Here is a 24994-nt window from a genome sequence, read left to right as displayed (position 1 = left end):
GATCAAGGATAGACCATGAGCCTGCCCTCGCTTGCCCCAATACCGGAAACGGTACCGGTCATTCTCCAGTCATTGGTCAATCGTGCCGAGCAGTCGTTCCGTGCGGCGGTCGCCTTGCTCGATGAAGATCACGGCCTGTCGGCATGGACCCCGCAACGCTGGGAGGCGTTCAACCGTATTGCCGCCGCCAGCGACTTCGTTATCGAGCAGAGTGTCCGTGATCCGGTGATGCTGCTGGAACTGGTGCGCAGCGGTGAACTGGACCGCAGCCTGGCGCCTGATGAAATGCGCGCGCAGATCGCTGCCGCCGTGCAGGCCGCCGAAACCGAAGACGAACTGGGCCGCGTCCTGCGCCGCCAGCGCACCCGCCAGCAGGTGCGGATCATCTGGCGCGACCTGACCCGCCAGGCCGACCTGGTCCAGACCTGCCGCGATCTTTCGGACATGGCCGACACCTGCATCGACCAGGCTTACCACTGGTTGTACCAGCGCCTCAGTCAGCAATTCGGCACGCCCACCGGACGGCGCAGCGGCGAACCGCAGCAGATGGTCATTCTGGGCATGGGCAAGCTGGGGGCCGTGGAACTGAACCTGTCGTCGGACATCGACCTGATCTTCGCCTACCCCGAGGGTGGCGAAACCGTGGGCGTCAAACGGCCGCTGGATAACCAGGAGTTTTTCATCCGCGTCGGCCAGCGCCTGATCAAGGCCCTGGACCCGATGACCGTCGATGGTTTCGTGTTCCGTGTCGACATGCGCCTGCGCCCCTACGGCTCGGCCGGTGCGTTGGTGCTGAGCTTCAATGCCTTGGAACAGTATTACCAGGATCAGGGGCGCGACTGGGAACGCTACGCCATGATCAAGGCCCGGGTAGTGGCCGGCGACCAGGTGGCCGGCGCGCAATTGCTCGACATGCTGCGCCCGTTCGTCTATCGCCGTTACCTGGATTTTTCCGCCATCGAAGCGCTGCGCACGATGAAGCAACTGATCCAGCAGGAGGTGCGGCGCAAGGGCATGGCCGACAACATCAAGCTGGGCTCGGGCGGCATTCGCGAGGTGGAGTTCATTGCCCAGGCGTTCCAGCTGATTCATGGCGGTCGCGACTTGAGCTTGCAGCAGCGCCCGTTGCTCAAAGTGTTGGGCACCCTGGAGGGCCAGGGGTACCTGCCGGGCAAGGTGGTTGATGAGTTGCGTCAGGGCTATGAGTTCCTGCGTTATACCGAGCATGCGATCCAGGCCATCGCCGACCGCCAGACCCAGATGTTGCCGGACAGCCCGCAGGACCAGGCACGCATTGCGTTCATGCTGGGTTTCGCCGACTGGTCGGCCTTTCACGAGCAACTGATGTACTGGCGCGGTCGTGTGGCCTGGCACTTCGGCCAGGTCATCGCCGACCCGGATGAAGAAGAGGGCGGCGAAAGCGAAATGGCGGTAGGCGGCGAATGGTTGCCGTTGTGGGAAGACAGCCAAAATGAAGAAGCGGCGTGCCGTCAGTTGGAAGAAGGCGGCTTCACCGATGCGCCCAAAGCCCTCAAGGCCCTGGCCGTCCTGCGTGGCAGCCCGCAACTGCGCGCCATGCAGCGCCTGGGACGCGAGCGCCTGGATGCGTTCATTCCGCGCCTGCTGGCCCAGGCCGTGGAACATGCCGATCCGGACCTGGTGCTGGAGCGGGTACTGCCCTTGGTGGAGGCTGTGGCCCGCCGTTCGGCCTACCTGGTGCTGTTGACGGAAAACCCCGGCGCCCTGCGGCGCTTGCTGACGCTGTGCGCAGCGAGTCCGTGGATTGCCGAGCAGATCACCCGTTTCCCGCTGCTGCTCGATGAGTTGCTCAACGAGGGCCGGTTGTTCAAGCCGCCCCTGGCGCCAGAGTTGGCCGCGGAGTTGCGTGAGCGCCTGACGCGTATTCCCGAGGATGATCTGGAGCAGCAAATGGAGGCGTTGCGGCATTTCAAGCTGGCGCACCGCCTGCGGGTAGCGGCCTCGGAAATCGCCGGCAGCCTGCCGCTGATGAAGGTCAGCGATTACCTGACCTGGCTGGCCGAGGCGATTCTCGAACAAGTGCTGGCCCTGGCCTGGCGCCAGACGACCGCCAAGCACGGCGTGCCATTGGGTACTGACGGCAGCCTGTGCGATCCGGGCTTTATTATTGTCGGTTATGGGAAGGTCGGCGGCCTGGAGTTGGGGCATGGTTCCGACTTGGACCTGGTCTTCATTCACGACGGCGATCCTCTGGCGGAAACCGATGGGCCGAAACCTATCGATGGCGCGCAGTTTTTCACCCGCCTCGGCCAGCGGATCATCCACTTGCTGACGGCCCAGACCAACTCCGGGCAGTTGTATGAAGTGGACATGCGCCTGCGGCCGTCCGGGGCGTCGGGGTTGCTGGTCAGTTCCCTCGGGGCGTTTGCCCGTTACCAGGAGAACGAAGCCTGGACCTGGGAGCATCAGGCGTTGGTGCGAGCCCGTGTGCTGGTGGGCAGCCAGGACGTGGGCCAGGCGTTCGAGAAGGTCCGCGCCCAGGTACTGGGGCGCAAGCGTGATTTGCCGACGCTGCGTCAGGAGGTCAGCGAGATGCGCGCCAAGATGCGCGACAACCTGGGCAGCAAGGCCACCGCCGCCGGGACCGCGGCGAATGCCTTCGAGGCCACGGCGCCCTTTGACCTCAAGCAGGATGCCGGAGGTATCGTCGATATTGAATTTATGGTGCAATACGCGGCCCTGGCGTGGTCCCAAGAGCATCCATCGCTGGTGCGCTACACCGATAACATCCGCATCCTGGACGGGTTGCAGGAGGTCGGGTTGATGCCGGCCGAAGATGCCACGCTGTTGCGCGAAGCCTACAAAGCCTACCGCTCCGCCGCCCACCGCCAGGCCTTGCAGAAAGATGCCGGGGTGATCGCAGGTGACCAGTTCGTGGATGAACGCCGGCAGGTAGTGCGGATCTGGCGAGAGCTGGGACTGAGCTGAGTATTGAATAAATGTGGGAGCGAGCTTGCTCGCGATGGCGGAGTGTCAGGCAACTGGGATGCCGGATGTGATGGCCTCATCGCGAGCAAGCTCGCTCCCACAGTAGATGGGTGGTGTGTTGTAGATTAGGGCAACAGGCAACGACCTAAGCCACAGTGATTCTCGAGGCGGGGAGGCGTAGGCCTCCCCGTATCGTTTTTGGAAAGCACATGAATATTCTGATCGTTGGGCCCAGTTGGGTCGGTGACATGGTGATGGCGCAGACACTGTTCCAGTGCCTGAAACAGCGTCATCCGCAGTGCGAAATCGACGTCCTGGCCCCCGAGTGGAGCCGGCCGATCCTGGAACGCATGCCCGAAGTGCGCAAGGCCTTGAGCTTCCCGCTCGGCCATGGCGCGCTGGAGCTGGCGACCCGTCGACGGATCGGCAAATCCCTGGCCGGTCAGTACGACCAGGCGATCCTGTTGCCCAATTCGTTGAAATCGGCGCTGGTGCCGTTCTTCGCTGGCATTCCCAAGCGCACCGGCTGGCGTGGCGAATTTCGCTACGGCCTGCTCAATGACGTGCGCAAGCTGGAAAAAGACCGTTACCCGCTGATGATCGAGCGCTTCATGGCCTTGGCCTACGCACCGGGTGCCGAATTGCCAAAACCCTATCCACGGCCGAGCCTGCAAATCGACCCGGTGACCCGTGACGCGGCGCTGGCCAAGTTCGGCCTGAGCCTGGATCGTCCGGTGCTGGCCCTGTGTCCAGGGGCCGAGTTCGGCGAATCCAAACGCTGGCCGGCGGAGCATTACGCCCAGGTGGCCGAGGCGAAGATTCGCGAAGGCTGGCAAGTCTGGCTGTTCGGCTCGAAAAAAGATCACCCGGTGGGCGAGGACATCCGCTCGCGGCTGATCCCAGGACTTCGGGAAGAGTCGGTGAACCTCAGCGGCGACACGTCCCTGGCCGAGGCCATCGACCTGCTGTCCTGCGCCGATTCGGTGGTGTCCAACGACTCGGGCCTGATGCACGTGGCCGCAGCCCTGAACCGCCCGCTGGTGGCGGTCTACGGTTCCACCTCGCCAGGCTTCACGCCGCCGCTGGCCGACCAGGTCGAAGTTGTGCGCCTGGGCATCGAGTGCAGCCCGTGCTTCGACCGCACCTGCCGTTTCGGTCATTACAACTGCCTGCGCCAACTCATGCCGCCGTCGGTGAACGAGGCCCTGGAGCGTTTGCAGGGCACTCCCGTGGAGGTTCGGTAACTTGCGGGTATTGCTGATCAAGACCTCGTCGCTGGGGGATGTGGTCCACACCCTGCCGGCACTGACCGATGCGGCGCGGGCGATTCCGGGTATCAAGTTCGATTGGGTGGTGGAAGAAGGCTTTGCCGAAATCCCCACCTGGCACCCGGCCGTGGACAAGGTCATCCCGGTGGCGATCCGTCGCTGGCGCAAGAACCTCTGGCAAACCATCAAGAGTGGCGAGTGGCGACGCTTCAAGCAGAGCGTGCGCGCCGAAAAATATGACTTGGTAATTGACGCCCAGGGTCTGTTGAAAAGCGCCTGGCTGACCCGTTACGTCAAGGCACCAGTGGCCGGCCTGGATAAGAATTCGGCCCGTGAGCCCCTGGCGGCGCGCTTTTATTCCCGACGTCTGGCGGTGGCTCGCGGTCAACACGCGGTCGAGCGCGTGCGCCAGTTGTTCGCCTTGGCGCTGGGCTATGACCTGCCGCAAACCCAGGGCAGTTATGGCCTCGACATCGACCGATTGGTGGAATTGCCACGCCCCTACCCCTACGTGGTGTTCCTGCACGGCACGACTTGGGAATCCAAGCATTGGCCCGAACTGTACTGGCGCCAGCTCACCGAACGCATGGGCCAGTTCGGCGTGGTGGTGAAACTGCCGTGGGGAAACCCTGCCGAAAAGGCCCGGGCCGAACGCATCGCCAGCGGGCTGCGCAATGCCTTGGTACTGCCGAAGCTGAACCTCGGCGGCATGGGCAAGGTGCTTGCCGGAGCCCAGGCCTGCGTGGCCGTGGACACCGGCCTCGGGCATTTGGCTGCGGCCCTTGACGTGCCGACCATTTCTCTGCTCGGCCCGACCAATCCGGTGCTGACCGGCGCCTATGGCAAGGGCCAGATTCACCTGGCCAGTGATTTCCCATGCGCGCCGTGCATGCAGAAGCAATGCACTTACCCGCCGACCGCCGAAGATGCCCGGCGGTTTGACCTGAAACGCGAGCAGCCCCTGTGCTTCACGCGTCTGAACCCCGAGCGTGTTGCCAGCCACCTGAGCACGTTATTGGCTGAGGAGCCGCGCTGATGCAATTGGCTTTTGTCCTTTATAAATACTTCCCCTTCGGTGGCCTGCAGCGTGACTTCATGCGCATCGCCCTGGAATGCCAGCGACGCGGTCACCAGATCCGTGTCTACACGCTGATCTGGGAAGGTGACGTGCCGCCCGGCTTCGAGGTGCTGGTGGCACCGGTCAAGGCGCTGTTCAATCATCGCCGCAACGAGAAGCTCAGCGCGTGGATGGAGGCCGACCTGGCCAAGCGTCCGGTGGATCGCTTGATCGGCTTCAACAAAATGCCTGGCCTGGACGTGTACTACGCCGCTGATGGCTGTTTTGAAGACAAGGCGCAGAACTTGCGCAATTCGCTGTACCGGCGCTGGGGTCGCTACCGGCATTTCGCCGAGTACGAGCGGGCCGTATTCGCCAAGGATGCAAAAACCGACGTATTGATGATTTCCGAAGTCCAGCAGCCGCTGTTCATCAAGCACTACGGCACGCCGTTGGAACGCTTTCACCTACTGCCGCCGGGCATCGCCCAGGACCGCCGGCGGCCCGCCGATGCCGATGAAATTCGCGCCGCATTCCGGGCCGAATTCGAGTTGGCCGACGATGACCTGCTGCTGGTGCAGATCGGCTCCGGGTTCAAGACCAAGGGCGTGGATCGCAGCCTCAAGGCCCTGGCCGCGCTGCCAGCGGAACTGCGAAAACGCACCCGGCTGTTTGTAATTGGCCAGGATGACCCCAAAGTATTCCAACTGCAGAGCGCCGCGCTGGGTCTGGGCGACAACGTGCGGTTCCTCAAGGGCCGTAGCGACATCCCGCGTTTCCTGCTGGGCGCCGACCTGTTGATCCATCCGGCGTACAACGAGAACACCGGCACCGTGCTGCTCGAAGCACTGGTGGCGGGGTTGCCGGTGCTGGTCAGCGCGGTGTGTGGGTACGCCCATTACATCGCCGAGGCCGACAGTGGCCTGGTGCTGGATGAGCCGTTCGAACAAGCCCAGCTCACCGAATACCTGGGGCGCATGTTGAACGACGCCGAAGCACGGGCGGCCTGGAGTCGCAACGGTCTGGCCTTCGCCGAGACGGCCGACCTCTACAGCATGCCGCAGCACGCGGCCGATGTGATATTGGCGGAGCACGCACAATGAAATTGATGCTGGCCGAACCGTTCAAGAGCCTTTGGGCCGGGCGCGATGCGTTCGCCGAAGTCGAAGGGCTCAAGGGCGAGGTCTATCGCGAACTGGAAGCCCGGCGCACCTTGCGCACGGAGGTGGACGGTCGCGGCTTTTTCGTGAAGATCCACCGTGGCATCGGTTGGGGCGAGATTTTCAAGAACCTGTTCACCGCCAAGCTGCCGGTACTCGGCGCAGGGCAGGAGTGGAAGGCGATCCAGCGCTTGCAGGAAGCCGGCGTGCCGACCATGACCGCGGTCGCCTACGGCGAGAAGGGTAGCAACCCGGCGGACCAGCACTCGTTCATCGTCACCGAAGAACTGGCGCCGACCGTCAGTCTCGAAGACTTCAGCATCGATTGGGTCAAGCAGCCACCCCAGCCGACGCTCAAGCGTGCGCTGATCGCCGAAGTGGCGCGCATGACCGGCATGATGCACCGTGCCGGCGTCAACCATCGCGACTGCTACATCTGCCACTTTCTGCTGCACACCGACAAGCCGGTGACGCCTGGAGATTTCAAACTTTCGGTGATCGACCTGCACCGCGCCCAGACCCGTCCCGCCATCACCACTCGCTGGCGCAACAAGGACCTGGCGGCGCTGTATTTCTCGGCGCTGGACATTGGCCTGACCCGCCGCGACAAGTTGCGTTTTCTCAAGGGCTATTTCCAGCAGCCGCTGCGGCGGATCCTCGCCGAAGAGGCTTCGTTGCTGGCCTGGCTCGAAGGCAAGGCCAACAAGCTGTATGCCCGCAAGCAGCGGTATGGGGACGCGCTCTGATGTCGGGTTGGAATCTGGAGCCTGCATACGCCGAGCTGGCGCAGGATTTTGGCAGTCTTGAAGCGGTGTTCGCGCTGCAAGGGGAGCGCTTGACCCGTGACCCGTTGTCAGAGGTGATCCGGGTGCAGCGAAACGGCGTGAACTACTACGTCAAGCGCTACGTCGGCGCCGGCAAAGGCTTGCGGCGCTACCTGGGCAAGCCACGGGTCAAATCCGAATGGCAGAACCTCAAGCGCTTCGCCAAATGGGGTATTCCCACCGCCGAAGTCGTGGGCTGGGGCTTGGAGCGAAACGGTGTGAGCTATGCCCGTGGTGCGCTGATTACCCGCGAACTTCCGCATACCGAAGACCTCTCGGCTTTGGCCGATCGTCAAGATCCGAGGCTGACTGACCGCGCCTGGGTCGATGGTGTGAGTCGGCAACTTGCCAGTTACACGCGGACCATGCACGAGCATCGCTTCACCCATAACGACCTGAAGTGGCGCAACCTGTTGATCGATGACCGCTCGCAGCTGTTTTTGATCGACTGCCCGAACGGGGATTTCTGGCGCGGTTTCTGGCTCAAGTACCGTATTACCAAGGATCTGGCGTGCCTGGATAAAGTGGCCAAATACCATTTGTCGGCCACACAGCGCCTGCGTTTTTACCTGCAATACCGCCAGCGCGACCGGCTCGATGCGTGTGACAAGAAGCGCATCCGTCACGTGGTGAGATTTTTCGAGGGGCGTGAATGACTGATTTTCTGGCCGCTGAAGACCGGGCGTTGTTGCAACGTCATGGCCTGGACAGCTTCGAGGCCTTGTGGGCGCGGCAACTGGACGCGGTGGACGAACCCAACACCTCGGGCGACGGCTGGAGCAGCGTGTTCCGGCTGGAGCTGGAAGGGCAGGGTTATTACCTCAAGCGCCAGAGCAACTACCTGACCCGGACCTGGTCCCACCCCTTGGGCGAGCCGAGTTTTTCCCGGGAGTTTCGCAACATCAGCCGTTATCGGCAGTTGGGGATTCCGGCCCTGCAAGCGGTGTTCTACGGTCAGCGCAAAGTGGACGGCGAGGTGCGGGCGATCCTGCTGACCCGGGCCCTGGATGGCTGGGACGACCTGGACTCGCTGTTGCAACGCTGGCCGAGCCTGACGGCGACCCAGCGCACCACCATTCTCAACGCCTGCGGGCAGTTGGCGCGGCGCCTGCACGGCATGCATCAGGTGCACGGCTGCTTCTATCCAAAACACATCTTCCTGCAAGCCACCGCCGACGGTTATCAGGCGCAATTGATCGATCTGGAAAAGACCCGGCCGCTGCTGTTTGGCCAGCGTGATCGAGTCAAGGACCTGGAGCCGTTGCTGCGTCGTGCGTCCATCTGGAGTGATGCCGATGTGCGCCAGCTGTTGTCCACCTATCTGGACCAACCGCTCGACGCCGGGCTGGTCGACAGCTGGATGACCCGCCTGAGCGCCCGGCGCAGCCACAAGGGAGCTCGTTGATGCATTTGTCCGAATTGAAGAACGCCGGCCGCAGCCCGACCCTGCCGCTGAGCCTGGAACTGGCAGATGCCGCGGGCCCGGCGCAACTGCAACTGCTTACGCTGCTGCGGGTGTTGCCGGGGCAGCGTTATGTCGGCGCGGGCGTCTGGCGTGGCCGGCCAGTGCTGGCCAAGTTATTGGTGGGCAGCAAGGCCGCCCGGCATTTCCAGCGGGAACTGCAAGGCGTGCGCCTGCTGGCGGAGCAAGGGCTGACGACGCCGTTGTTGCTCGCCGATGGCTTGAACGAGGCTGAAGGTGGCTGGTTGTTGTTCGAGTTGCTCGAAGACGCCGAGAGCCTGGGCGATGCCTGGAAACAGGTCGAAAACCTGCCCTTGCTGGCCGACGAACAGTCGGCGGTGCTGGCCGAAGCCCTCGGCGCCATCGCGCAACTGCACGGCAAAGGCCTGTGGCAGGAAGACCTGCACCTGGACAACCTGCTGCGCCACGACGGCAAGCTCTACTTGATCGACGGTGCCGGTATCCGCGCTGAGACCCCGGGGCAACCGTTGTCGCGGCAGAAAGTCCTGGAGAACCTGGGGGTGTTTTTCGCCCAGCTTCCCAAGGCCCTCCAGCCTTTCAATGAAGAGCTGTTGGTGTACTACCTGTTGGGCAACGCCGAACACGCGCTGCCCATGGAAGCGTTGCAAAAACAGATCGACAAGGTGCAGGCCTGGCGCCTGAAGGATTTCCTCGAAAAAGTCGGGCGCGAGTGCAGCCTGTTCAGCGTACAGCGCGGGGCGTTCAGCTTGCGGGCGATCCGGCGGGATGAAGAAGCAGCCATGACGCCGGTGCTGGAGCAGGCCGATGCGTTGCTCGACCAGGGCCACCTGTACAAGACCGGCGGCGCGGCCAGCGTCGGCAAAGTCGAGGCGAACGGTCGCACCTTGGTGATCAAGCGCTACAACATCAAGAACTTCGCTCACTGGCTCAAGCGCTTCTGGCGCCCGAGCCGCGCCTGGCATTCCTGGCGCGAAGGTCATCGCCTGGCCTTTCTCGGCATCGCCACGCCCAAGCCCCTGGCCTTGCTGGAAAAGCGTGTCCTGTGGCTGCGCCGTGGCGCTTATCTGGTGACCGAGCATTTGTCGGGCCCCGACATCATCGAACGCTTTGCCCCCTATGTGGAAAGCGGCAACGCCCCCGAGCCTGAATTGCTGGCACTGGACCGGCTGTTCGCCGATCTGATCCGCGAGCGCATCAGCCATGGCGACTTCAAGGGCCACAACCTGTTCTGGCAGCACGACCGCTGGGCGCTGATCGACCTCGACTCCATGTGCCAACACCGCACCCAGGCCAGCTTCGCCCCGGCCTACGCCCGGGATCGTGCGCGGTTCATGCGCAATTGGCCGCAGGACAGTGCGTTGTATCGGGTGATTGATGGGCGGTTGCCTAGAGAGGTCGGGGTATCAGCTTGAGCTTATGCGACACATCATTTAACGGATCAACATGTAGGTGTTCTGGTTTTGTGGGTTCAGTACGCCTTGAGAAGGAGTCGTGACGCGTGCTAGATCATCCAATGCCTGCTCAGCAATTTTCACTTTTTGAGATTGAGGCTGAAAATCCCGGTAGCGAGGACAAGCCTGTCATCCCAAGCGGGAAATTCAGCGATTTCATCGTGTATGTGGATGAGAGTGGCGATCATGGCATGCAGACGCTGGACCCCAACTATCCTATGTTTGTACTGGCTTTTTGCGTGTTTCATAAGCGCCACTACTGTGAGAAGGTCATCCCTGCATTGCAGAAGTTCAAGTTCAATCATATGGGACATGATCTGATTGGGCTGCATGAGCTGGAAATCCGCAAAGAGAAAGGCGCTTTTTCCAGTTTGTTTGTATCCAGGCAGCACAAGCATGCCTTTCTTGATGAACTGACCAGTATCATCGAGGCGAGCAATTTTATTCTGATCAGTTGCGTTATAGATAAAACGAGGCTTCGTGATAGGCAAGGCGGTGCGGATAACCCATATCACGTTGCTTTGGGCTTCTGTCTAGAAACGCTTTACGAGTTTCTGAAGGAGAAGGTCCAGCACGATGCGTTGACTCATGTGATCGTCGAGCGAAGAGGGAAAAAAGAGGACAACGAGCTCGAGCTGGAGTTTCGCCGCATGTGTGACGGTGCTAATCGTATGGGGATTCAACTTCCGTTTGATATTGTCTTTGCGACTAAGCAGGTTAACTCTACTGGCTTGCAGCTAGCAGATCTCGTTGCGAGACCTATTGGTATGAGTGTCATGCGGGCCGGGCAGGAAAACCGGGCTTTTGATGTGCTCAAGCGCAAGTTCTATTGCAGCGGCGGGCGTGACAAGGCCGGAGAAGGTTTTGAAAACTGGGGATTGAAAATATTTCCGCTTCCAGAAAGCGAAAAGCCCCGGTGAAACTCACCGAGGCTTAGACGCCGACCGGGATCCCCCAGTCCATTTGCGCGAAGTCTATGTTGGCTGCCATTAGCTGTCAATGGACGTGCAGTCGGTGACTCCCCACTCACCGCTAGAGGCTTAAGATCGCTTTTAAGCTATAATCCCGCCCTTTAGCTGCCCCGCACCCTTGGCGCGCGGCACCTCCATTTTTCGCGGCGCTTGGCGCCCGTATGCAGATAGAAGAGGCTAGACCCTGTGGCATTGACGATTCTTGGCCTGTCCGGCGCCCTTAGCCATGATCCTTCCGCCGCGCTGTACATTGACGGCAAGCTGATCGCGGCAGCTGAGGAAGAGCGCTTCGTACGCGATAAACATGCAAAGAACCGCATGCCCTACGAGTCGGCGAAGTTCTGCCTGGAGCAGGCCGGCATCAAGCCTTCCGATGTCGATGTGGTGGCGATTCCCTTCGCCCCGATCAGCCTGTTCGGCGAAGCACGCTGGCACTACGCCAAACGTTACTGGTACGCCCCGGATCGCGCCCTCGACGCGATCCTGATGGGCAATCGTCGCTACAAGCGTTATCGCCGCAAGATCGTCTGGTGCCTGGAGCAATTGGGCTTCGACCCGAAAAAAATCAAGATCGAACCGGTCGAGCATCACTTGGCCCACGCCTCCAGCGCCTATCACTGCTCGGGCTTCCAGGAAAAAACCGCGATCCTGGGCATCGACGGCAAGGGCGAATACGCCACGACCTTCTTCGGCTACGGTGAAAACGGCAAGATCCACAAGATCAAGGAATTCTTCGACCCGGACTCCCTGGGCGGCCTGTACGGTGCGATCACCGAGTTTCTCGGTTTTGAAATGCTCGACGGCGAATTCAAGGTCATGGGCATGGCGCCTTACGGCGATGCCACCAAGTACGATTTCTCCCGTCTGGCTTCGTTCGAAAACGGCGAGCTGGTGATCAACACCGACTACGCCAACGTAATCGGCCTGCGCCGCTATAAAGAGAAGGGCAAGGGCTTCTACTTCTCGCCGAAGCTGATCGAATGGCTCGGCCCCAAACGTGAAGGCGACATCGCCGACGAGCCGTACATCCACTATGCGGCGAGCATGCAGGCGCTGTTCGAGAAGCTCGCGCTGCAAATGATCGACCACTATCTGGGCGACGTGCTCAAGGAAACCGGCAAGCTGGCCTTCGCCGGTGGCTGCGCGTTGAACGTCAAGCTGAACCAGAAAATCATCGCCCGTGACGACGTCAAGGAGCTGTTCGTGCAACCGGCCTCAGGCGACGCCGGTACGGCGGTGGGTGCGGCGGCGTATGTGTCCCACGCCCGTGGCGTGCCGGTGGAGAAGATGGAACACGTCTACCTCGGCCCGGCCTACAGCAACGAAGACGTGATCGCTGCGTGCGCCCGTCATCCGAGCAAGCCTGCGTGGCGCAAGATCGACAACACCCCCGAGCGCATTGCCAAGATCATGGTCGACGGCAACCCGGTGGCCTGGTTCCAGGGGCGCATGGAGTTTGGCCCGCGTGCCTTGGGCGGCCGCTCGATCATCGGCTGCCCAAGCGCCAGCGGCGTGGCCGATCGGATCAACGAGCAGATCAAGTTCCGCGAGCGCTGGAGGCCTTTCTGCCCGTCGATGCTCGACACCGTTGCGCCGCAGATGATCAAGGTCGATCACCCGGCACCGTTCATGACCTTCACCTTCGAAGTGGCTGAAGAATGGAAAACCCGCGTGCCGGAAGTCGTCCATGAAGACGGCACCTCCCGGGCCCAGGTGCTCAAGCGCGAATACAACCCGCGCTACTACGACATGATGAAGGCCCTGGAAGTGCTGACCGGTAACGGCGTGTCGCTGAACACCTCGCTCAACCGTCGTGGCGAACCGATGATCTGCTCGCCGACCGACGCGCTGAACATGTTCTTCGGTTCCGACCTGCAGTATCTGATCATGGAAGACATTCTGGTGGTCAAAGACGGCGTGTCGCCTTATGACTGAAATGTTGATCGGCGTTGTTATTCCTGCTTTTAACTATGCCCGGACTTTGCCACGTGCGGTGAATTCGGTGGTGGCGCAGCTGGGTGACGCCCAGGCTGAACTGCTAGTGATCGATGATGGTTCAGAGGACGCCACGCCACAGGTGCTGGAGCAGCTATTGGTCGAACACGCCGGGTGCTTCCGCGTTCTGCGCCAACCCAATGGCGGTTTGTCTTCGGTACGCAATCGTGGGATTGAAGAGAGTCGCGGGCAGTACCTGATCTTCCTTGATGCCGATGATGAGATGGCCCCCGGCGCCTTGGCGGCAGTGGCCCAACATATATCCAAGCACTCCGAGAGTCGTTTGATTATTGGTGGTCACTGGTCGGTCTTCCCTGATGGACGTCGCGTTCGGCACTCCGTAAAACCCTTGCCTGCTACGCCGCGCGAGCGCGTACGGGGTTATTTGCTGGACAAAACGGTGATGCTCTCCAACGGCGCTTGCGTGATGCATCGCGAGGTGTTTGGACCGGGCAATTATCCCGAGCACCTGCGTAATGTCGAAGATATCCCGGTGTTTGCCCAAGTGTTGGCGAATTTCCCTTGCAGCGTGCTCAACCAGCCGTTGGCGTTGATCTACAAGCATGCAGACAGCATGCGACACGACCTCAAGCAAAGTATGGCAGCGGGTGTGGGAATGGTTGACGAGGTGTTCTCCCCAGCACGCTTGCCAGGGCTGCAGGACTTGCGCCAGGCCTTCCTGGCTCAACGCTGCCTGTCGTTGTTTCGTGATTGTTACAACGCGGGAGACTACGTCAAAGCCAAGGACTTTTATGCTCAGGCCGTGCGCGCCGATATTCGCTCGCTTACGCGCTGGCCATATACCCGCAAGGCCATTCGGTTATTGTTCAAATGAGTACGCTACCGCCTGGGCAAAATGTGACCCAGGACACGGGATGCTGGGCGCAAAAAGCACGTGAGTTGGACCGTTATCGTTGGAAACTGCTACGCGAGCGTCATGGTCGCTGTGGCAGCCTGCTGCGCCTGGTTCGTGATGTGCTGGTCGATGTTGCGGTCGGGGTACGTGCCAAGGCGCGCTTGAGTGATTCTGTGGTTGCAACGCCCTGTGAGGTGCTGTTGCTGCATTCGGCACCCAAGTCCATGGCGTTGCAGCGTAAGAATATTTTGATCGAGGCCCTGCGCAAGCGCGGACACCATCTGAGGGAAGCAGCGTTACGCTCACCCTCTGACGCCTGTGCCCAGCGTATGCTTGTGGCACCCCCGCAGCGTGTGCCGCTGCGTTATCTGGTATACGCGGCCCATGCCCAGTGGTTAGTGATGACCTACCAGCCCAAGGTGCTGATTAACGAACGCAACGGCAGTCTCCATGCCCCCTTTCTGCGGTTGGCATTGGCTGCGCGGGGGGCTCGACTGCTGCAACTGGCCCACGCTGCGACGCTGGAGTCTTCTCGGCGACTGGCCATGAATGACTTTGATTATTACGGCGTCTTTGGGCGCAGTTCGCTTGTTGCTTTGCAAGAGCGAACGTTGCGGTTTGGTGAGTCGACGGTTGTGCTGGTTGGTTCTTACCTCGCCGATGAAACCTATAATTTACCCGTCGCTGATCCGGTGCTGAGGACATTATTGGTTTTGGGGGTTGGTCCTGACCGGGAGAAAGAGTCTGGCTACCAACGCACCTATCAACTGTTATGCGATTGGGCCGAGCGACATCCGCACTATCGCGTCTTGTTCAAGCGTCATCCGCGCAGCAAGGCGCAATTTTGGAGCGAGGCCGCTGAGCGGTTAGCCAACGTAGAGCTGCTTGATACGACGTGCTCGCTGGCGCAGGCACTGGCGCAGGCCAGCGTTGTGATCAATATTATGTCCAATGCCGGTATTGAAGCGGGGTTGGCGGGGCGACCGGTGATTCATGTGAATGCGGGTAGCGATGTGGACATCTTCTCGCATTCGCTTTTTTTCGGGCCTCAAGTTTGTGATGAGCATGAGTTTTCCCGTCAGCTGCAGGCACTTGAGCGCGATTATTCGGGACATGTGGCCAGCGCCCGGCATTTCGCCGACTATCACCTGGTGTACGGTGCTCAGGGTTTGGCAAAAACCGTTCAATTAATTGATGACTTGCTGCACGACATCGCGCCTGAACGTCACTTCGAGACGTTCAGGCTTCCCGCCGCCGGTTGATAGGCTTAAGCGTTGAGTGCCAGCCTTAATTCCAGTTCGTTGCAGAGGCGTTGGTGGCTCAGGTAGTGCTCCAGGAACTGATTGTCCTCGAGCAGCCATTCGCGCTCCTGCCGATAGCGCAACATATGCTTGAAATTGCGCAGTCGCAGCCCTTTGCGTAGCGGCTTGCGGTAAGTGCGCAGGTCGGCAATGTCTATCAGCCCCAGTGTGTCTTGAGGCGTCAATACGACGTTGCCCAGATGCGCGGAGCGAAAGTAGATGCCGTTCTGATGCAGTCGCGCAATGAACTCCCCGAATCGCGCCTTAAGGTCTTCATTGTCACCAGAGTTCAGTAACTGACGCAGGGTATGGCCAGGCAGTGGGTCATAGTGGACGGCATCGCGTTCGATGCTGGGGATGCGATAAACCCGGCGAATGTTCGGGCATTCTATGCCGCGTTCGTGCAGCGTCCGGCAATTGTCGGCGAAGCGCTTGGCGTAAGGCGCCCAGAGTGCAGAGGTCAGCAGGCGTTTGCGACGAAACAGTTTGAGAATCGAGCCGTCAGCCAGGCGCAGAACTTTATCTCCCTTACCGTCGGCTTCGAGAACGTCGGCACCTTCGCGCAGACTCAGGTAAGAAGTGTGGTCGAGCGTTTGCATCAGAGCTCCAAGGCTTGGCCCGACGAGATGGGCTGCTGGCTATGTTACCGCAGTGTGCCTGCTGCAAAAAACCGCTGTGGTATAGTCGCGTCAAATTTCAAGGGCATTTACCGCTGTCGCCCAATTGCCTGGACTCTGTCACAGCACGCTGACTACGTTATGCTCCCCATCCTCCGATGCGCGGGCAGCCGAATGACTGGGTGTGATGCCCAAGGGCCGTCACGCCTGGTTATGCGGCATCTAGATGTGCAAGTGCTGCCTATTTGGACCCTTCATGACGACAACGCTCTTCATTTCCCTTGCCGCCCATCAAGGCCTTTATTTTAATCGGTTGCTCAATGATACCGAGCTCAAAGGTAAAGTTGTAACCCCAGCACAGATGCCATGGCCGAGGTCATGGCGGGTTTCCAAGGTTCTTTCGTGCATCGACTGGTCGAGTTTGATTGAAGAGAAGTGCGAGGAACGACGAGTCAAGAATAAATACAATGGTCGCCTGTATCGCCTATTGCTACGCCTGGAACTCTTCTGGATGGCTCTGCGTGTCCAAGCCTTGCTGGACCTTGAGCGTCCTGATGCATTGGGGTTCTGGAATGGCTCCCATCGCTATTGTCGATTGCTGATGGCGTTGGCGCCGTCGAGCTGCAAAACATTCTTTTTCGAGAATGGCCTTTTACCCGATACCACGACGGTGGATCCGCAGGGTGTGAATTACCTGAACTCCGTTCCTCGCGAGGCTGATTTCTACCTCAACTATCCTTATCCCGTGCCTGAAAACCAGGTCGCGCCGGCGCTGATCCCTCGTCAGCCCCGCACCAGCGGCCCGGTTCCCATCGAGCTGCCGGAGCGTTTTGTTTTCATTCCGTTTCAGGATGATCGTGATAGCCAGGTTCGGCTTTACTCTCCCTGGGTCCGGAACATGCGCGAGATGTTTGCCTTGGGCGAGCGTCTGGCTGAAGAAACAGGATTGACTGTGGTCTTCAAGGAACATCCGTCCAGTCGCGAGGCCTATCCCGAATTGCATGAGCGCGTGCATGAGCGGCTGATGTTCGCCAATGGTAATTCCACCCAGCAATTGATCGAAGCCAGTCAGTTTGTGGTCACCCTCAATTCGACGGTGGGCCTGGAGAGTATTCTCTTGGGCAAGCGCGTACTCACCTTGGGCCAGGCATTTTTCAATATCGAGGGGCTGGTGATGCATGCCGACAGTGCCGAGCAGATGCTGGCGCTGGCGCGTACATTTGCGCAATGGCCGCTCAACGAGCAATTAAGACGTAATTTCCTGCACTACCTATCTGAGCACTACTGCATCAAGGGGGGCTGGAAGAATGCCGATAAAGCTCAGTTGCAAAGAGTTGCCGATCGAATGCTGAGCCAGCTAAGGGTTGACCGAGAATGAAGAGATTTATCGGCAAGGATGTCTTGGCGGTATGGGCATCCATCGGTTTTCTTGTTTTGTTGTGCGGAGCGTGGGTACTGCCGAGTAATAAGCTTTACCACCAGTTGTTGATTTTTCTGCTGTGGCTGCCGGCCATGTTGGTGCTGCTCCATCGGGATTTTCGTCGATTACTCAAGCAGCCGGAATGTGTCCTTTTCGCCTTGTTCGTTGCCTGGACATTGCTGGTTGTTGTGATGGAGGGGGGCAATAATGACTTCGCCAAGAGCAAAGTGGTGCTCTATGTGAGCCTGACCTTATCAGGCGTGTTGCTGGCTGCGCAGAACCGCAAGTGGCGGTTCGAATCGATGTTGTTGTATGCATCGATTATTGGCGGTTTTTTTGCGATGGCTTCCCTGGTTTACTTTTATCAACCGTCCGACCTGCCTGTCCGCGGCCGGTTGATTGCCATCGGCTTGTGGGACACTTCGATCATGGCCGCGCATGCGGTAGGTGCCTTGGCGATTATTGGCGCTTTTATGCTGCAGACCCGGCGCTTCACTCCTCCTGTGAGGGTGCTGTTACTGATTCCAGCGCTTGGATATGTTCTTTTCCTGGGCCTCAGCCAAACCCGCGGTGTGTGGATCGGCTTGGCAGCCACCCTGCTTGTAATGGGTGTGGCGCGACCGTCACGCTTGGGGAGCGGGCTGATTCTGCTGACGCTCTTCGCAGTGGCGTGCGTTGCTATGATCGAACCGAAAATTCTCTTGCAGCGCGGTGTTTCCTTCCGTCCAGAATTATGGCGCAGTGGTATCCAGCTGATACAGGACCACTGGGCGATGGGGTTGGGATTCAAAGAGTACCTGATCCCTATCCCTGAAATCGGACAGACATTCAAGCACCCCCATAACCTGTTTCTGGATACCGGTGTACGCCTTGGGGTTCCTGGCTTGCTGTTGTTCGGATGGCTGTGGTTGGCGGTTGGCTGGCGCGGTTGGATTTCGCGTGCGCAGCCACTCGGTCAAGTGTTGCTGGCTCTTTGGGTTTTTTCCGGGGCCTCGTTGTTAACCGACGGTATAGGTCTCTGGTTGAAACCGAACGCCGATTGGCTGATTACCTGGTTGCCAATTGCCTTGAGCATTACATTGGCCGCTCGTGGGAATGCTGAAGTCAAAGCCCCCGTCGAGAGTCTCCCTGCTTCTTGATGTCTACAACCCTGAAGCGAATTACCATTTCTGCGCTATCCGGTCGTATATCCTGACTGGGCCGATGTGGTAATTCGTTCGCTGCTACAATCCGCATCCTGTCTCTTTTTTCAAACATCCGAGGCGCACCGAATGGCCAATTCCGACCAGCAATCGAGCATGACGATTTACCTGCGGTTGCTGAAATACGTGCTCCCATATTGGGGCGCTTTCGCCATCAGTATCATCGGTTTCGTGCTGTTCGCATCCAGCCAGCCGATGCTGGCAGACATGCTCAAGCATTTTCTCGACGCTTTGCAGAAGCCCAATGACACCCAGTTCATGGGCGTTTCGCTGGTGCTCGGCGTGCCGCTGCTCATCGTACTCATTGCCGTCTATCAAGGTATAGGCTCGTTCCTGGGCAACTACTACCTGGCCAAGGTCGCTCGTGGCGTTGTCCACGATCTGCGCTGCGCCTTGTTCGATAATCTGCTGACCTTGCCTAACCGTTACTTTGACAACCATAACTCCGGCCATCTGATTTCACGTATTACCTATAACGTGACGATGGTCACCGGTGCCGCTACGGATGCAATCAAAGTGGTAATCCGTGAGGGCCTGACCGTGGTTTTCCTGTTCGGTTACCTGCTGTACAGCAACTGGAAAATGACGCTGGTCTTGTTGGCGATCCTGCCGGTCATCGCGGTTCTGGTAAGTAGTGCGAGCAAGAAATTCCGCAAGCAGAGCAAGAAAATCCAAGTGGCGATGGGCGATGTGACCCATGTGGCTTCGGAGACGATCCAGGGCTACCGTGTGGTTCGCAGCTTCGGGGGTGAAAGCTACGAAATCGAGCGGTTCCATCAGGCCAGTGCCGATAACATGAATCGCAGCCTGGGCATGACTCGCACACAGTCGATCTATACACCATTGTTGCAGCTGGTGATCTACATCGGCATGGCTGTCTTGATGTACCTGGTGCTTTATCTTCGCGGTGATGCCTCGGCTGGCGAGCTGGTTGCCTACATCACCGCTGCCGGTTTGTTGCCCAAGCCCATCCGTCAGTTGTCGGAAGTCAGCGCCACGATCCAGAAAGGGTTGGCGGCGGCAGACAGTATCTTCGAGCAGCTTGACGAAGAGCCGGAAGTGGATACGGGAACCAAGGAAATGGCCCGTGTGAGCGGGCGTCTGGAGGTGCGCAACCTGAGTTTCCAATACCCAGGTACGGAAAAAGTTGTGCTCGACGATGTTTCCTTTACCGCCGAAGAGGGACAGATGATTGCTCTGGTGGGGCGTTCGGGCAGTGGCAAGTCGACCTTGGCTAATCTGATCCCGCGTTTCTATCACCATGACAAGGGCCAGATCCTGCTCGATGGTGTGGATGTCGAGCAATACAAACTCACCAACTTACGTCGCCACATTGCCCTGGTGACCCAACAGGTCACGCTGTTTAACGACAGTGTCACCAACAACATCGCTTATGGTGATCTTGCCAACGCGCCGTTCGAAGATGTGCGCAAGGCGGCAGAAGATGCCTACGCCGCCGAGTTTATCGAACAGATGCCCCAGGGGTATGAGACGTTGGTGGGCGAAAACGGTGTCCTGCTTTCCGGTGGTCAGCGTCAACGCCTGGCGATAGCTCGGGCGCTGCTCAAGAATGCGCCGTTACTGATCCTGGATGAGGCCACCTCAGCCTTGGATACCGAGTCCGAGCGTCATATTCAGGCGGCGTTGGATCAGGTGATAAAGGGGCGCACCACGCTGGTGATTGCGCACCGTCTGTCGACTATCGAGAAGGCCGACCTGATTCTGTTGATGGACAAAGGGCGCATCGTCGAGCGAGGCACCCATGCAGAGTTGCTGGCACTGAACGGTTTTTACGCACGTCTGCATGAAAAGGATTTCGTCGACGGCACCGACGAGGCGATGAAGGAGTCCTTCGTTTGATCTTGAGTTACTGGCGGGCCTGGCGAGAAAACGGTTGGACCCCCATTGACGCAGTGGCTTACGCCCAGGCCTGGCAACAGTTTGGCGGCAGTGTGGCGACTCACCCCGACGTGGTCGAGCGTCTGGCCGGGTTGGTAGGTATTCCGGTGCGCTATCTGGGCTGGGTCGTCGCAGGTCGATTGTGCGCTGCGATGCCAACCTGGGGGCGTCATGTGGCCTTGTCCAAAGACGTGCTCAAGCGTGAAGGTAAACGCGGCATGCTTGATCTTGGCAACGCCGAGATTATCCTGCCGGTTGCCGAAGACGCCCAGATTCGCGTACGGCATCGGATGCGCTATGTATCGGCACTCAATGCACAGAATATGAGGGGGCTCGCTGAGCAGCCTGAAGGTCTGGCGCTGGCTCGTGATCCCGATGATTACAGCAAGAAGTTTCGTTACAACCAGCGTCGAGAGCAACGCTTGCTGGAGGAGGCGGGCGGTAGTATCCGACCGATGCTGGAACTGAGCGCAAGTGAACAGGCGGCTATCTATGCAGATCTGTTTCAGCAGCGCTGGAATTTCGAAGCGCCAGGTAAAAAGCATCTGGCCGATGTGTTCAGCCTGATGCGCGAGTTCATGACCGGATCCTTGGTCTACCTGAACGATAAACCGGTAGCTATCCAGATTCTGTACCGGGTCGAGGCACCCAAGTGGATCAGCCTGGAATACATCAACGGCGGCGTCGACCCTCAGAGTCGTGAGTTCAGCCCTGGCAGCGTGCTCAGTTTCGTCAATACCCAAGCCGCTTGGGAGCAAGCTCGAGCCGCAAGCAAGCCACTGCGTTACTCGTTCGGTCGTGCTGACCGTGAATATAAGGATCGCTGGTGTCACCGGGTTCCGGTCTATCAGGTTTGAGTGAGGGCAAGCAGCAATGAGCGGACGCAAGCAGCAGTTGCTCAAGCGCCATCGTCAACGCAAACGTCTGATACTGGTTGGCACGTTGCTGGTGGCGGCGGCGCTGGGCTTTTTCGTGTCGTGGTGGTCGTTGCCGCTGTTCCTGCTGCTGGGCTGGATCGCCCACGAAGCCTGGTTTTGCGATCATCTGTTCTATGCCCCCAGCGACGATTATCGCTACGAGTTTCCGGCGGGCACGTTGCAGCTCCCCGCCACTCTGAACAACGGCCTCTTGGAGGTGACCGGCGAGTTCAAGGCTGGGCAAACCCTGATTTTGCAGGTGCGGGTCAAAAGCCATTGGCTGGGGCGTTTTTTCGATCCCCAGGTATGGATCGGCAACGACCGACAGGACCTGGAGCGCGGCGTTGCGGGCGAGCGTTTTCTCAACCTGTCCGGGCAGGAGTCGGGGCTGACGAACGGGGACCTGAGATTGCACGGCCGTTTTTGCAGCCTGGCATCACAGGCGACCCTTCATGTCCTGAGTAACCCGGACTTCGGCCAGCAGCGTTTACTCATCGTCGCCCCTCATGCCGATGATGCCGAGCTTGCCGCTTTTGGCCTCTATAGCCGGGCCGGTGACGTATCTATTGTCACGTTGACCCGAGGTGAAATTGAAGCCGGGCACTATCGCAAAATGGGTCTGGACGACGCTCAAGCCGCTCGCCTCAAAGGCCGCCTGCGCAGCTGGGATAGCCTGGCCGTTCCGTTGTGGGGCGGGGTGACGCAGCAGCAATGTGTGCAACTGGGCTACTACTGCCTGCAACTGCAGGCAATGGCACAAGAACCTGAGCGTAGCTTCGGTTCCCTGGAGTCGGGCGATAGCGATATTCGCGATGTGCGTCGATTCAACCCTCAGAGCCTGCCGGGTGACGTCGACGGCCAACCCAATTGGCGCAACCTGGTGGCTGACCTGGTGCGACTGCTTGAACAGCAACGTCCCGAGACGGTGCTCACACCTCATCCCGAACTGGATCCTCACAGCGATCATGTCGCGAGTACTCGCGCCCTGATGGAGGCGATTGGGCTCAGTACCTGGCGTCCGCGTACCCTCTTGCTGTATGCCAACCACCTGCATGACAACGACCGTTGGCCAATGGGGCCGGCAGGTTATGGCATCGCATTGCCCCCAGCCATCGAACCGTTGCCGGCCGATGGGCTATGGAGTCCATCACTGGATGCGCCAACCCGCATGGACAAGGCAATGGCGTTGGGCATGCAACACGATCTACAGGGCCGTCCACCCTTCAAAAGACGGGTGCGTCGCATGATTCAGCACGTATTGGCCGGGCGTCGCTGGCCCAGTACCGGGGAGGATGAATTTTTCCGCAAGGCCGTGCGTCGGCATGAGCTTTTCTGGGTGCGTTCGTTGGAGGGCTCCTTGCCGGATGAGCGCTGAGGTGTTCGTTAGCGAGCCGTCGAAGTGTGATGTTCAGCCTATGCTTTGTTCTGGGCAATGTCGGGGATACGCGACCATGTCGTGCGCAGGCCGGTAACCCAGGCGCGATTTTGATATCTGGAGAGGCTCGGTTATGGACGGTACGACGAAGGACTCGATTCAACGCTCGGCAATTCGTTCCCATGTGTCGATGGTGTCTGCGCAGGAGCGGGCGGCGATCAAATCCCAGCGGCCGCGCTGCATCTGGTTGACCGGACTGTCTGGCGCGGGTAAATCAACATTGGCCAATGCGTTGGAGGTTCGCCTGCACGAGCAAGGTTTCCACACCTGCCTTCTGGACGGGGACAACCTGCGCCAGGGGTTGTGCAGTGACTTGGGCATGAGCCCTGAGGCGCGCAAGGAGAACATCCGCCGAATGGGCGAGGTGGCGCGGTTGATGACCGAGGCTGGCCTGATTGTCATCGTCGCGGCCATTTCCCCATTTCGAGTGGATCGTGAGGCCGTACGGAGTTTGTTCTCCCCGGGTGCTTTTCTCGAAGTCTATGTGAGCACGCCTTTCGACATTTGCGCCCAGCGGGACCCTAAAGGGCTTTATCGGGAAGCGCGAGCGGGGCGGCTCAAGCATTTCACGGGGCTCGACAGTCCATACGAAGCCCCGCTGGCTCCCGACTGCGAAATCAACACCGACGAGCTGGAGCCGAGCCTGGCCTGCGACCGGCTATGGGCAATGTTGCACAGCTGAACAAAAATAGCCTGGATGCTTCCGTTATAGCCATGGGGGAGCCTTCGTTCGCCCTGTGCTAATATCCCCGCCCTGTTCATTTTGTATGTGGGATGCTCCATGAAGTTGTCCATGCCGCGATTCGATCAAGCCCCTGTATTGGTGGTCGGCGATGTCATGCTCGACCGCTATTGGCATGGCGGTACCTCACGGATTTCCCCTGAGGCGCCGGTACCGGTGGTCAAGGTCGAGCACATCGAGGATCGCCCCGGTGGTGCCGCCAACGTTGCCTTGAACATTGCTGCCCTCGGCGCACCGGCGTCCCTGGTGGGCGTGACCGGCGACGACGAGGCGGCCGACAGCCTGACCAACAGCCTCAAGGGCGCGGGCGTACGCGCGATATTCCAGCGCGTGGCGCACCAGCCGACTATCGTCAAGCTGCGGGTCATGAGCCGCCACCAGCAACTGCTGCGCATCGATTTCGAAGAACCGTTCGCCACCGACCCGTTGGCGCTCGGTGCCGAGGTCGACAACCTGCTCGAAGGCGTCAAGGTCCTGGTATTGTCGGACTACGGCAAAGGCGCGTTGAAAAACCACCAGGCGCTGATCCAGGCCGCCCGTGCCCGTGGCATTCCGGTCCTGGCCGACCCCAAGGGCAAGGATTTTTCCATCTACCGTGGCGCCAGCCTGATCACGCCGAACCTCAGCGAGTTCGAAACCATCGTCGGCGGTTGCGTCGATGAGCACGAACTGGTGAGCAAAGGCGCGCAGTTGATGCAAGACCTCGACCTCGGCGCCTTGCTGGTGACCCGTGGCGAACACGGCATGACCTTGCTGCGCCCCGATCACCCGGCGTTGCACCTGCCGGCCCGTGCCCGCGAAGTGTTTGACGTGACGGGGGCCGGCGACACGGTGATCTCCACCCTGGCTGCGGCGATCGCTGCCGGTGAGGAATTGCCCCATGCGGTGGCCCTGGCGAACCTGGCGGCAGGCATTGTCGTCGGCAAGCTCGGCACGGCGGCCATCAGCGCCCCCGAACTGCGTCGCGCCATCCAGCGCGAGGAAGGCTCCGAGCGGGGCGTGCTGGGCCTGGAGCAACTGCTGCTGGCTGTGGACGACGCCCGCGCCCACAACGAAAGAATCGTCTTCACCAACGGCTGCTTCGACATCCTGCACGCCGGCCACGTGACCTACCTCGAGCAGGCCAGGGCCCAAGGGGATCGCCTGATCGTCGCGGTCAATGACGATGCCTCCGTAAGCCGTCTCAAAGGGCCTGGGCGTCCGATCAACAGCGTCGACCGACGCATGGCGGTCCTGGCTGGCCTGGGCGCGGTGGACTGGGTGATCAGTTTCAGCGAGGGCACGCCGGAAAACCTGCTGCGCCAGGTCAAGCCGGATGTACTGGTCAAGGGCGGTGACTATGGGATTGACCAAGTCGTGGGCGCGGACATCGTCACGGCCTACGGTGGCACCGTGAAGGTATTGGGGCTGGTGGAAAACAGTTCGACAACGGCGATTGTCGAGAAGATTCGCAGCCGTTGAAGGGATC

General features: G+C 59.9%; 20 protein-coding genes. 19 read left to right on the top strand and 1 reads right to left on the bottom strand.

Annotated features, from left to right (window positions below):
* The first annotated feature begins 15 nt into the window (after nucleotides 1-15).
* The 12 genes from glnE (at nucleotide 16) to AB4N80_RS02585 (ending at nucleotide 15255) form a co-directional block, all read left to right on the top strand.
* Entirely contained in the window at nucleotides 16-2967 is a 2952-nt protein-coding gene (gene glnE, locus AB4N80_RS02640; RefSeq protein ID WP_460080564.1) for a bifunctional [glutamate--ammonia ligase]-adenylyl-L-tyrosine phosphorylase/[glutamate--ammonia-ligase] adenylyltransferase, read from the top strand.
* Nucleotides 2968-3176: 209 nt separating this feature from the next.
* Nucleotides 3177-4211: a lipopolysaccharide heptosyltransferase II gene (gene waaF, locus AB4N80_RS02635; RefSeq protein ID WP_122564998.1), complete on the top strand. Its 1035-nt coding sequence runs from the start codon at nucleotides 3177-3179 to the stop codon at nucleotides 4209-4211.
* A gap of 1 nt (nucleotide 4212) precedes the next feature.
* Nucleotides 4213-5271 carry a lipopolysaccharide heptosyltransferase I gene (gene waaC, locus AB4N80_RS02630; RefSeq protein ID WP_305469422.1) on the top strand — a complete coding sequence of 353 codons (1059 nt, stop codon included), beginning with the start codon at nucleotides 4213-4215 and terminating at the stop codon, nucleotides 5269-5271.
* Entirely contained in the window at nucleotides 5271-6395 is a 1125-nt protein-coding gene (locus AB4N80_RS02625; RefSeq protein WP_122564996.1) for a glycosyltransferase family 4 protein, read from the top strand. Before waaC ends, AB4N80_RS02625 begins: the two co-directional genes overlap by 1 nt.
* Nucleotides 6392-7198, top strand: a complete 807-nt coding sequence (rfaP, locus tag AB4N80_RS02620; RefSeq protein WP_122564995.1) for a lipopolysaccharide core heptose(I) kinase RfaP — start codon at nucleotides 6392-6394, stop codon at nucleotides 7196-7198. Before AB4N80_RS02625 ends, rfaP begins: the two co-directional genes overlap by 4 nt.
* Entirely contained in the window at nucleotides 7198-7932 is a 735-nt protein-coding gene (locus tag AB4N80_RS02615; RefSeq protein ID WP_305469424.1) for a lipopolysaccharide kinase InaA family protein, read from the top strand. The genes rfaP and AB4N80_RS02615 overlap by 1 nt, the downstream gene beginning before the upstream one ends.
* Complete coding sequence (locus AB4N80_RS02610) at nucleotides 7929-8681, top strand: lipopolysaccharide kinase InaA family protein (protein ID WP_354338215.1); 753 nt, start codon at nucleotides 7929-7931, stop codon at nucleotides 8679-8681. The genes AB4N80_RS02615 and AB4N80_RS02610 overlap by 4 nt, the downstream gene beginning before the upstream one ends.
* A complete protein-coding gene (locus AB4N80_RS02605; RefSeq protein WP_122564992.1) occupies nucleotides 8681-10132 on the top strand; it encodes a lipopolysaccharide kinase InaA family protein in 1452 nt (483 codons plus the stop codon). The genes AB4N80_RS02610 and AB4N80_RS02605 overlap by 1 nt, the downstream gene beginning before the upstream one ends.
* Nucleotides 10133-10233: 101 nt before the next feature.
* A complete protein-coding gene (locus tag AB4N80_RS02600; RefSeq protein ID WP_122564991.1) occupies nucleotides 10234-11091 on the top strand; it encodes a DUF3800 domain-containing protein in 858 nt (285 codons plus the stop codon).
* A 237-nt stretch (nucleotides 11092-11328) separates the two neighbouring features.
* Nucleotides 11329-13077: a carbamoyltransferase family protein gene (locus tag AB4N80_RS02595; protein WP_122564990.1), complete on the top strand. Its 1749-nt coding sequence runs from the start codon at nucleotides 11329-11331 to the stop codon at nucleotides 13075-13077.
* A complete protein-coding gene (locus AB4N80_RS02590) occupies nucleotides 13070-13972 on the top strand; it encodes a glycosyltransferase family 2 protein (RefSeq protein WP_122564989.1) in 903 nt (300 codons plus the stop codon). The genes AB4N80_RS02595 and AB4N80_RS02590 overlap by 8 nt, the downstream gene beginning before the upstream one ends.
* 23 nt (nucleotides 13973-13995) lie before the next feature.
* Nucleotides 13996-15255, top strand: a complete 1260-nt coding sequence (locus tag AB4N80_RS02585; protein ID WP_460080556.1) for a capsule biosynthesis protein — start codon at nucleotides 13996-13998, stop codon at nucleotides 15253-15255.
* A 5-nt stretch (nucleotides 15256-15260) separates the two neighbouring features.
* On the opposite strand, the gene AB4N80_RS02580 is transcribed toward AB4N80_RS02585, so the two are convergent.
* Nucleotides 15261-15893 (bottom strand): BUD32 family EKC/KEOPS complex subunit, encoded by a 633-nt coding sequence (locus AB4N80_RS02580; protein ID WP_122564987.1) that lies wholly within the window; start codon nucleotides 15891-15893, stop codon nucleotides 15261-15263.
* A 274-nt stretch (nucleotides 15894-16167) separates the two neighbouring features.
* Between AB4N80_RS02580 and AB4N80_RS02575 the strand changes: the two genes are divergently transcribed.
* The 7 genes from AB4N80_RS02575 (at nucleotide 16168) to hldE (ending at nucleotide 24987) form a co-directional block, all read left to right on the top strand.
* Complete coding sequence (locus AB4N80_RS02575) at nucleotides 16168-17289, top strand: capsular polysaccharide export protein, LipB/KpsS family (RefSeq protein ID WP_122564986.1); 1122 nt, start codon at nucleotides 16168-16170, stop codon at nucleotides 17287-17289.
* Nucleotides 17286-18470: an O-antigen ligase family protein gene (locus AB4N80_RS02570; RefSeq protein ID WP_122564985.1), complete on the top strand. Its 1185-nt coding sequence runs from the start codon at nucleotides 17286-17288 to the stop codon at nucleotides 18468-18470. The genes AB4N80_RS02575 and AB4N80_RS02570 overlap by 4 nt, the downstream gene beginning before the upstream one ends.
* A 132-nt stretch (nucleotides 18471-18602) precedes the next feature.
* A complete protein-coding gene (msbA, locus tag AB4N80_RS02565) occupies nucleotides 18603-20393 on the top strand; it encodes a lipid A export permease/ATP-binding protein MsbA (protein WP_122564984.1) in 1791 nt (596 codons plus the stop codon).
* Nucleotides 20393-21289, top strand: coding sequence for a GNAT family N-acetyltransferase (locus AB4N80_RS02560; RefSeq protein WP_122565003.1), 897 nt, complete (start codon nucleotides 20393-20395; stop codon nucleotides 21287-21289). Before msbA ends, AB4N80_RS02560 begins: the two co-directional genes overlap by 1 nt.
* Before the next feature lie 16 nt (nucleotides 21290-21305).
* On the top strand, nucleotides 21306-22724 hold the full coding sequence (locus AB4N80_RS02555; protein WP_460080551.1) for a PIG-L deacetylase family protein: 1419 nt from the start codon (nucleotides 21306-21308) through the stop codon (nucleotides 22722-22724).
* Between the two features lie 190 nt (nucleotides 22725-22914).
* Nucleotides 22915-23466, top strand: coding sequence for an adenylyl-sulfate kinase (cysC, locus tag AB4N80_RS02550; RefSeq protein ID WP_240998410.1), 552 nt, complete (start codon nucleotides 22915-22917; stop codon nucleotides 23464-23466).
* A 99-nt stretch (nucleotides 23467-23565) separates the two neighbouring features.
* The gene (hldE, locus tag AB4N80_RS02545; RefSeq protein ID WP_122564981.1) at nucleotides 23566-24987 is read left to right on the top strand and encodes a bifunctional D-glycero-beta-D-manno-heptose-7-phosphate kinase/D-glycero-beta-D-manno-heptose 1-phosphate adenylyltransferase HldE; all 1422 of its coding nucleotides are present in this window, start codon (nucleotides 23566-23568) and stop codon (nucleotides 24985-24987) included.
* Nucleotides 24988-24994 lie beyond the last annotated feature (7 nt).

This window comes from Pseudomonas sp. H3_A02 (assembly GCF_054671965.1).
Note: the sequence above shows the minus strand (reverse complement) of the source record. Positions and strands in the feature narration are given on the sequence as shown.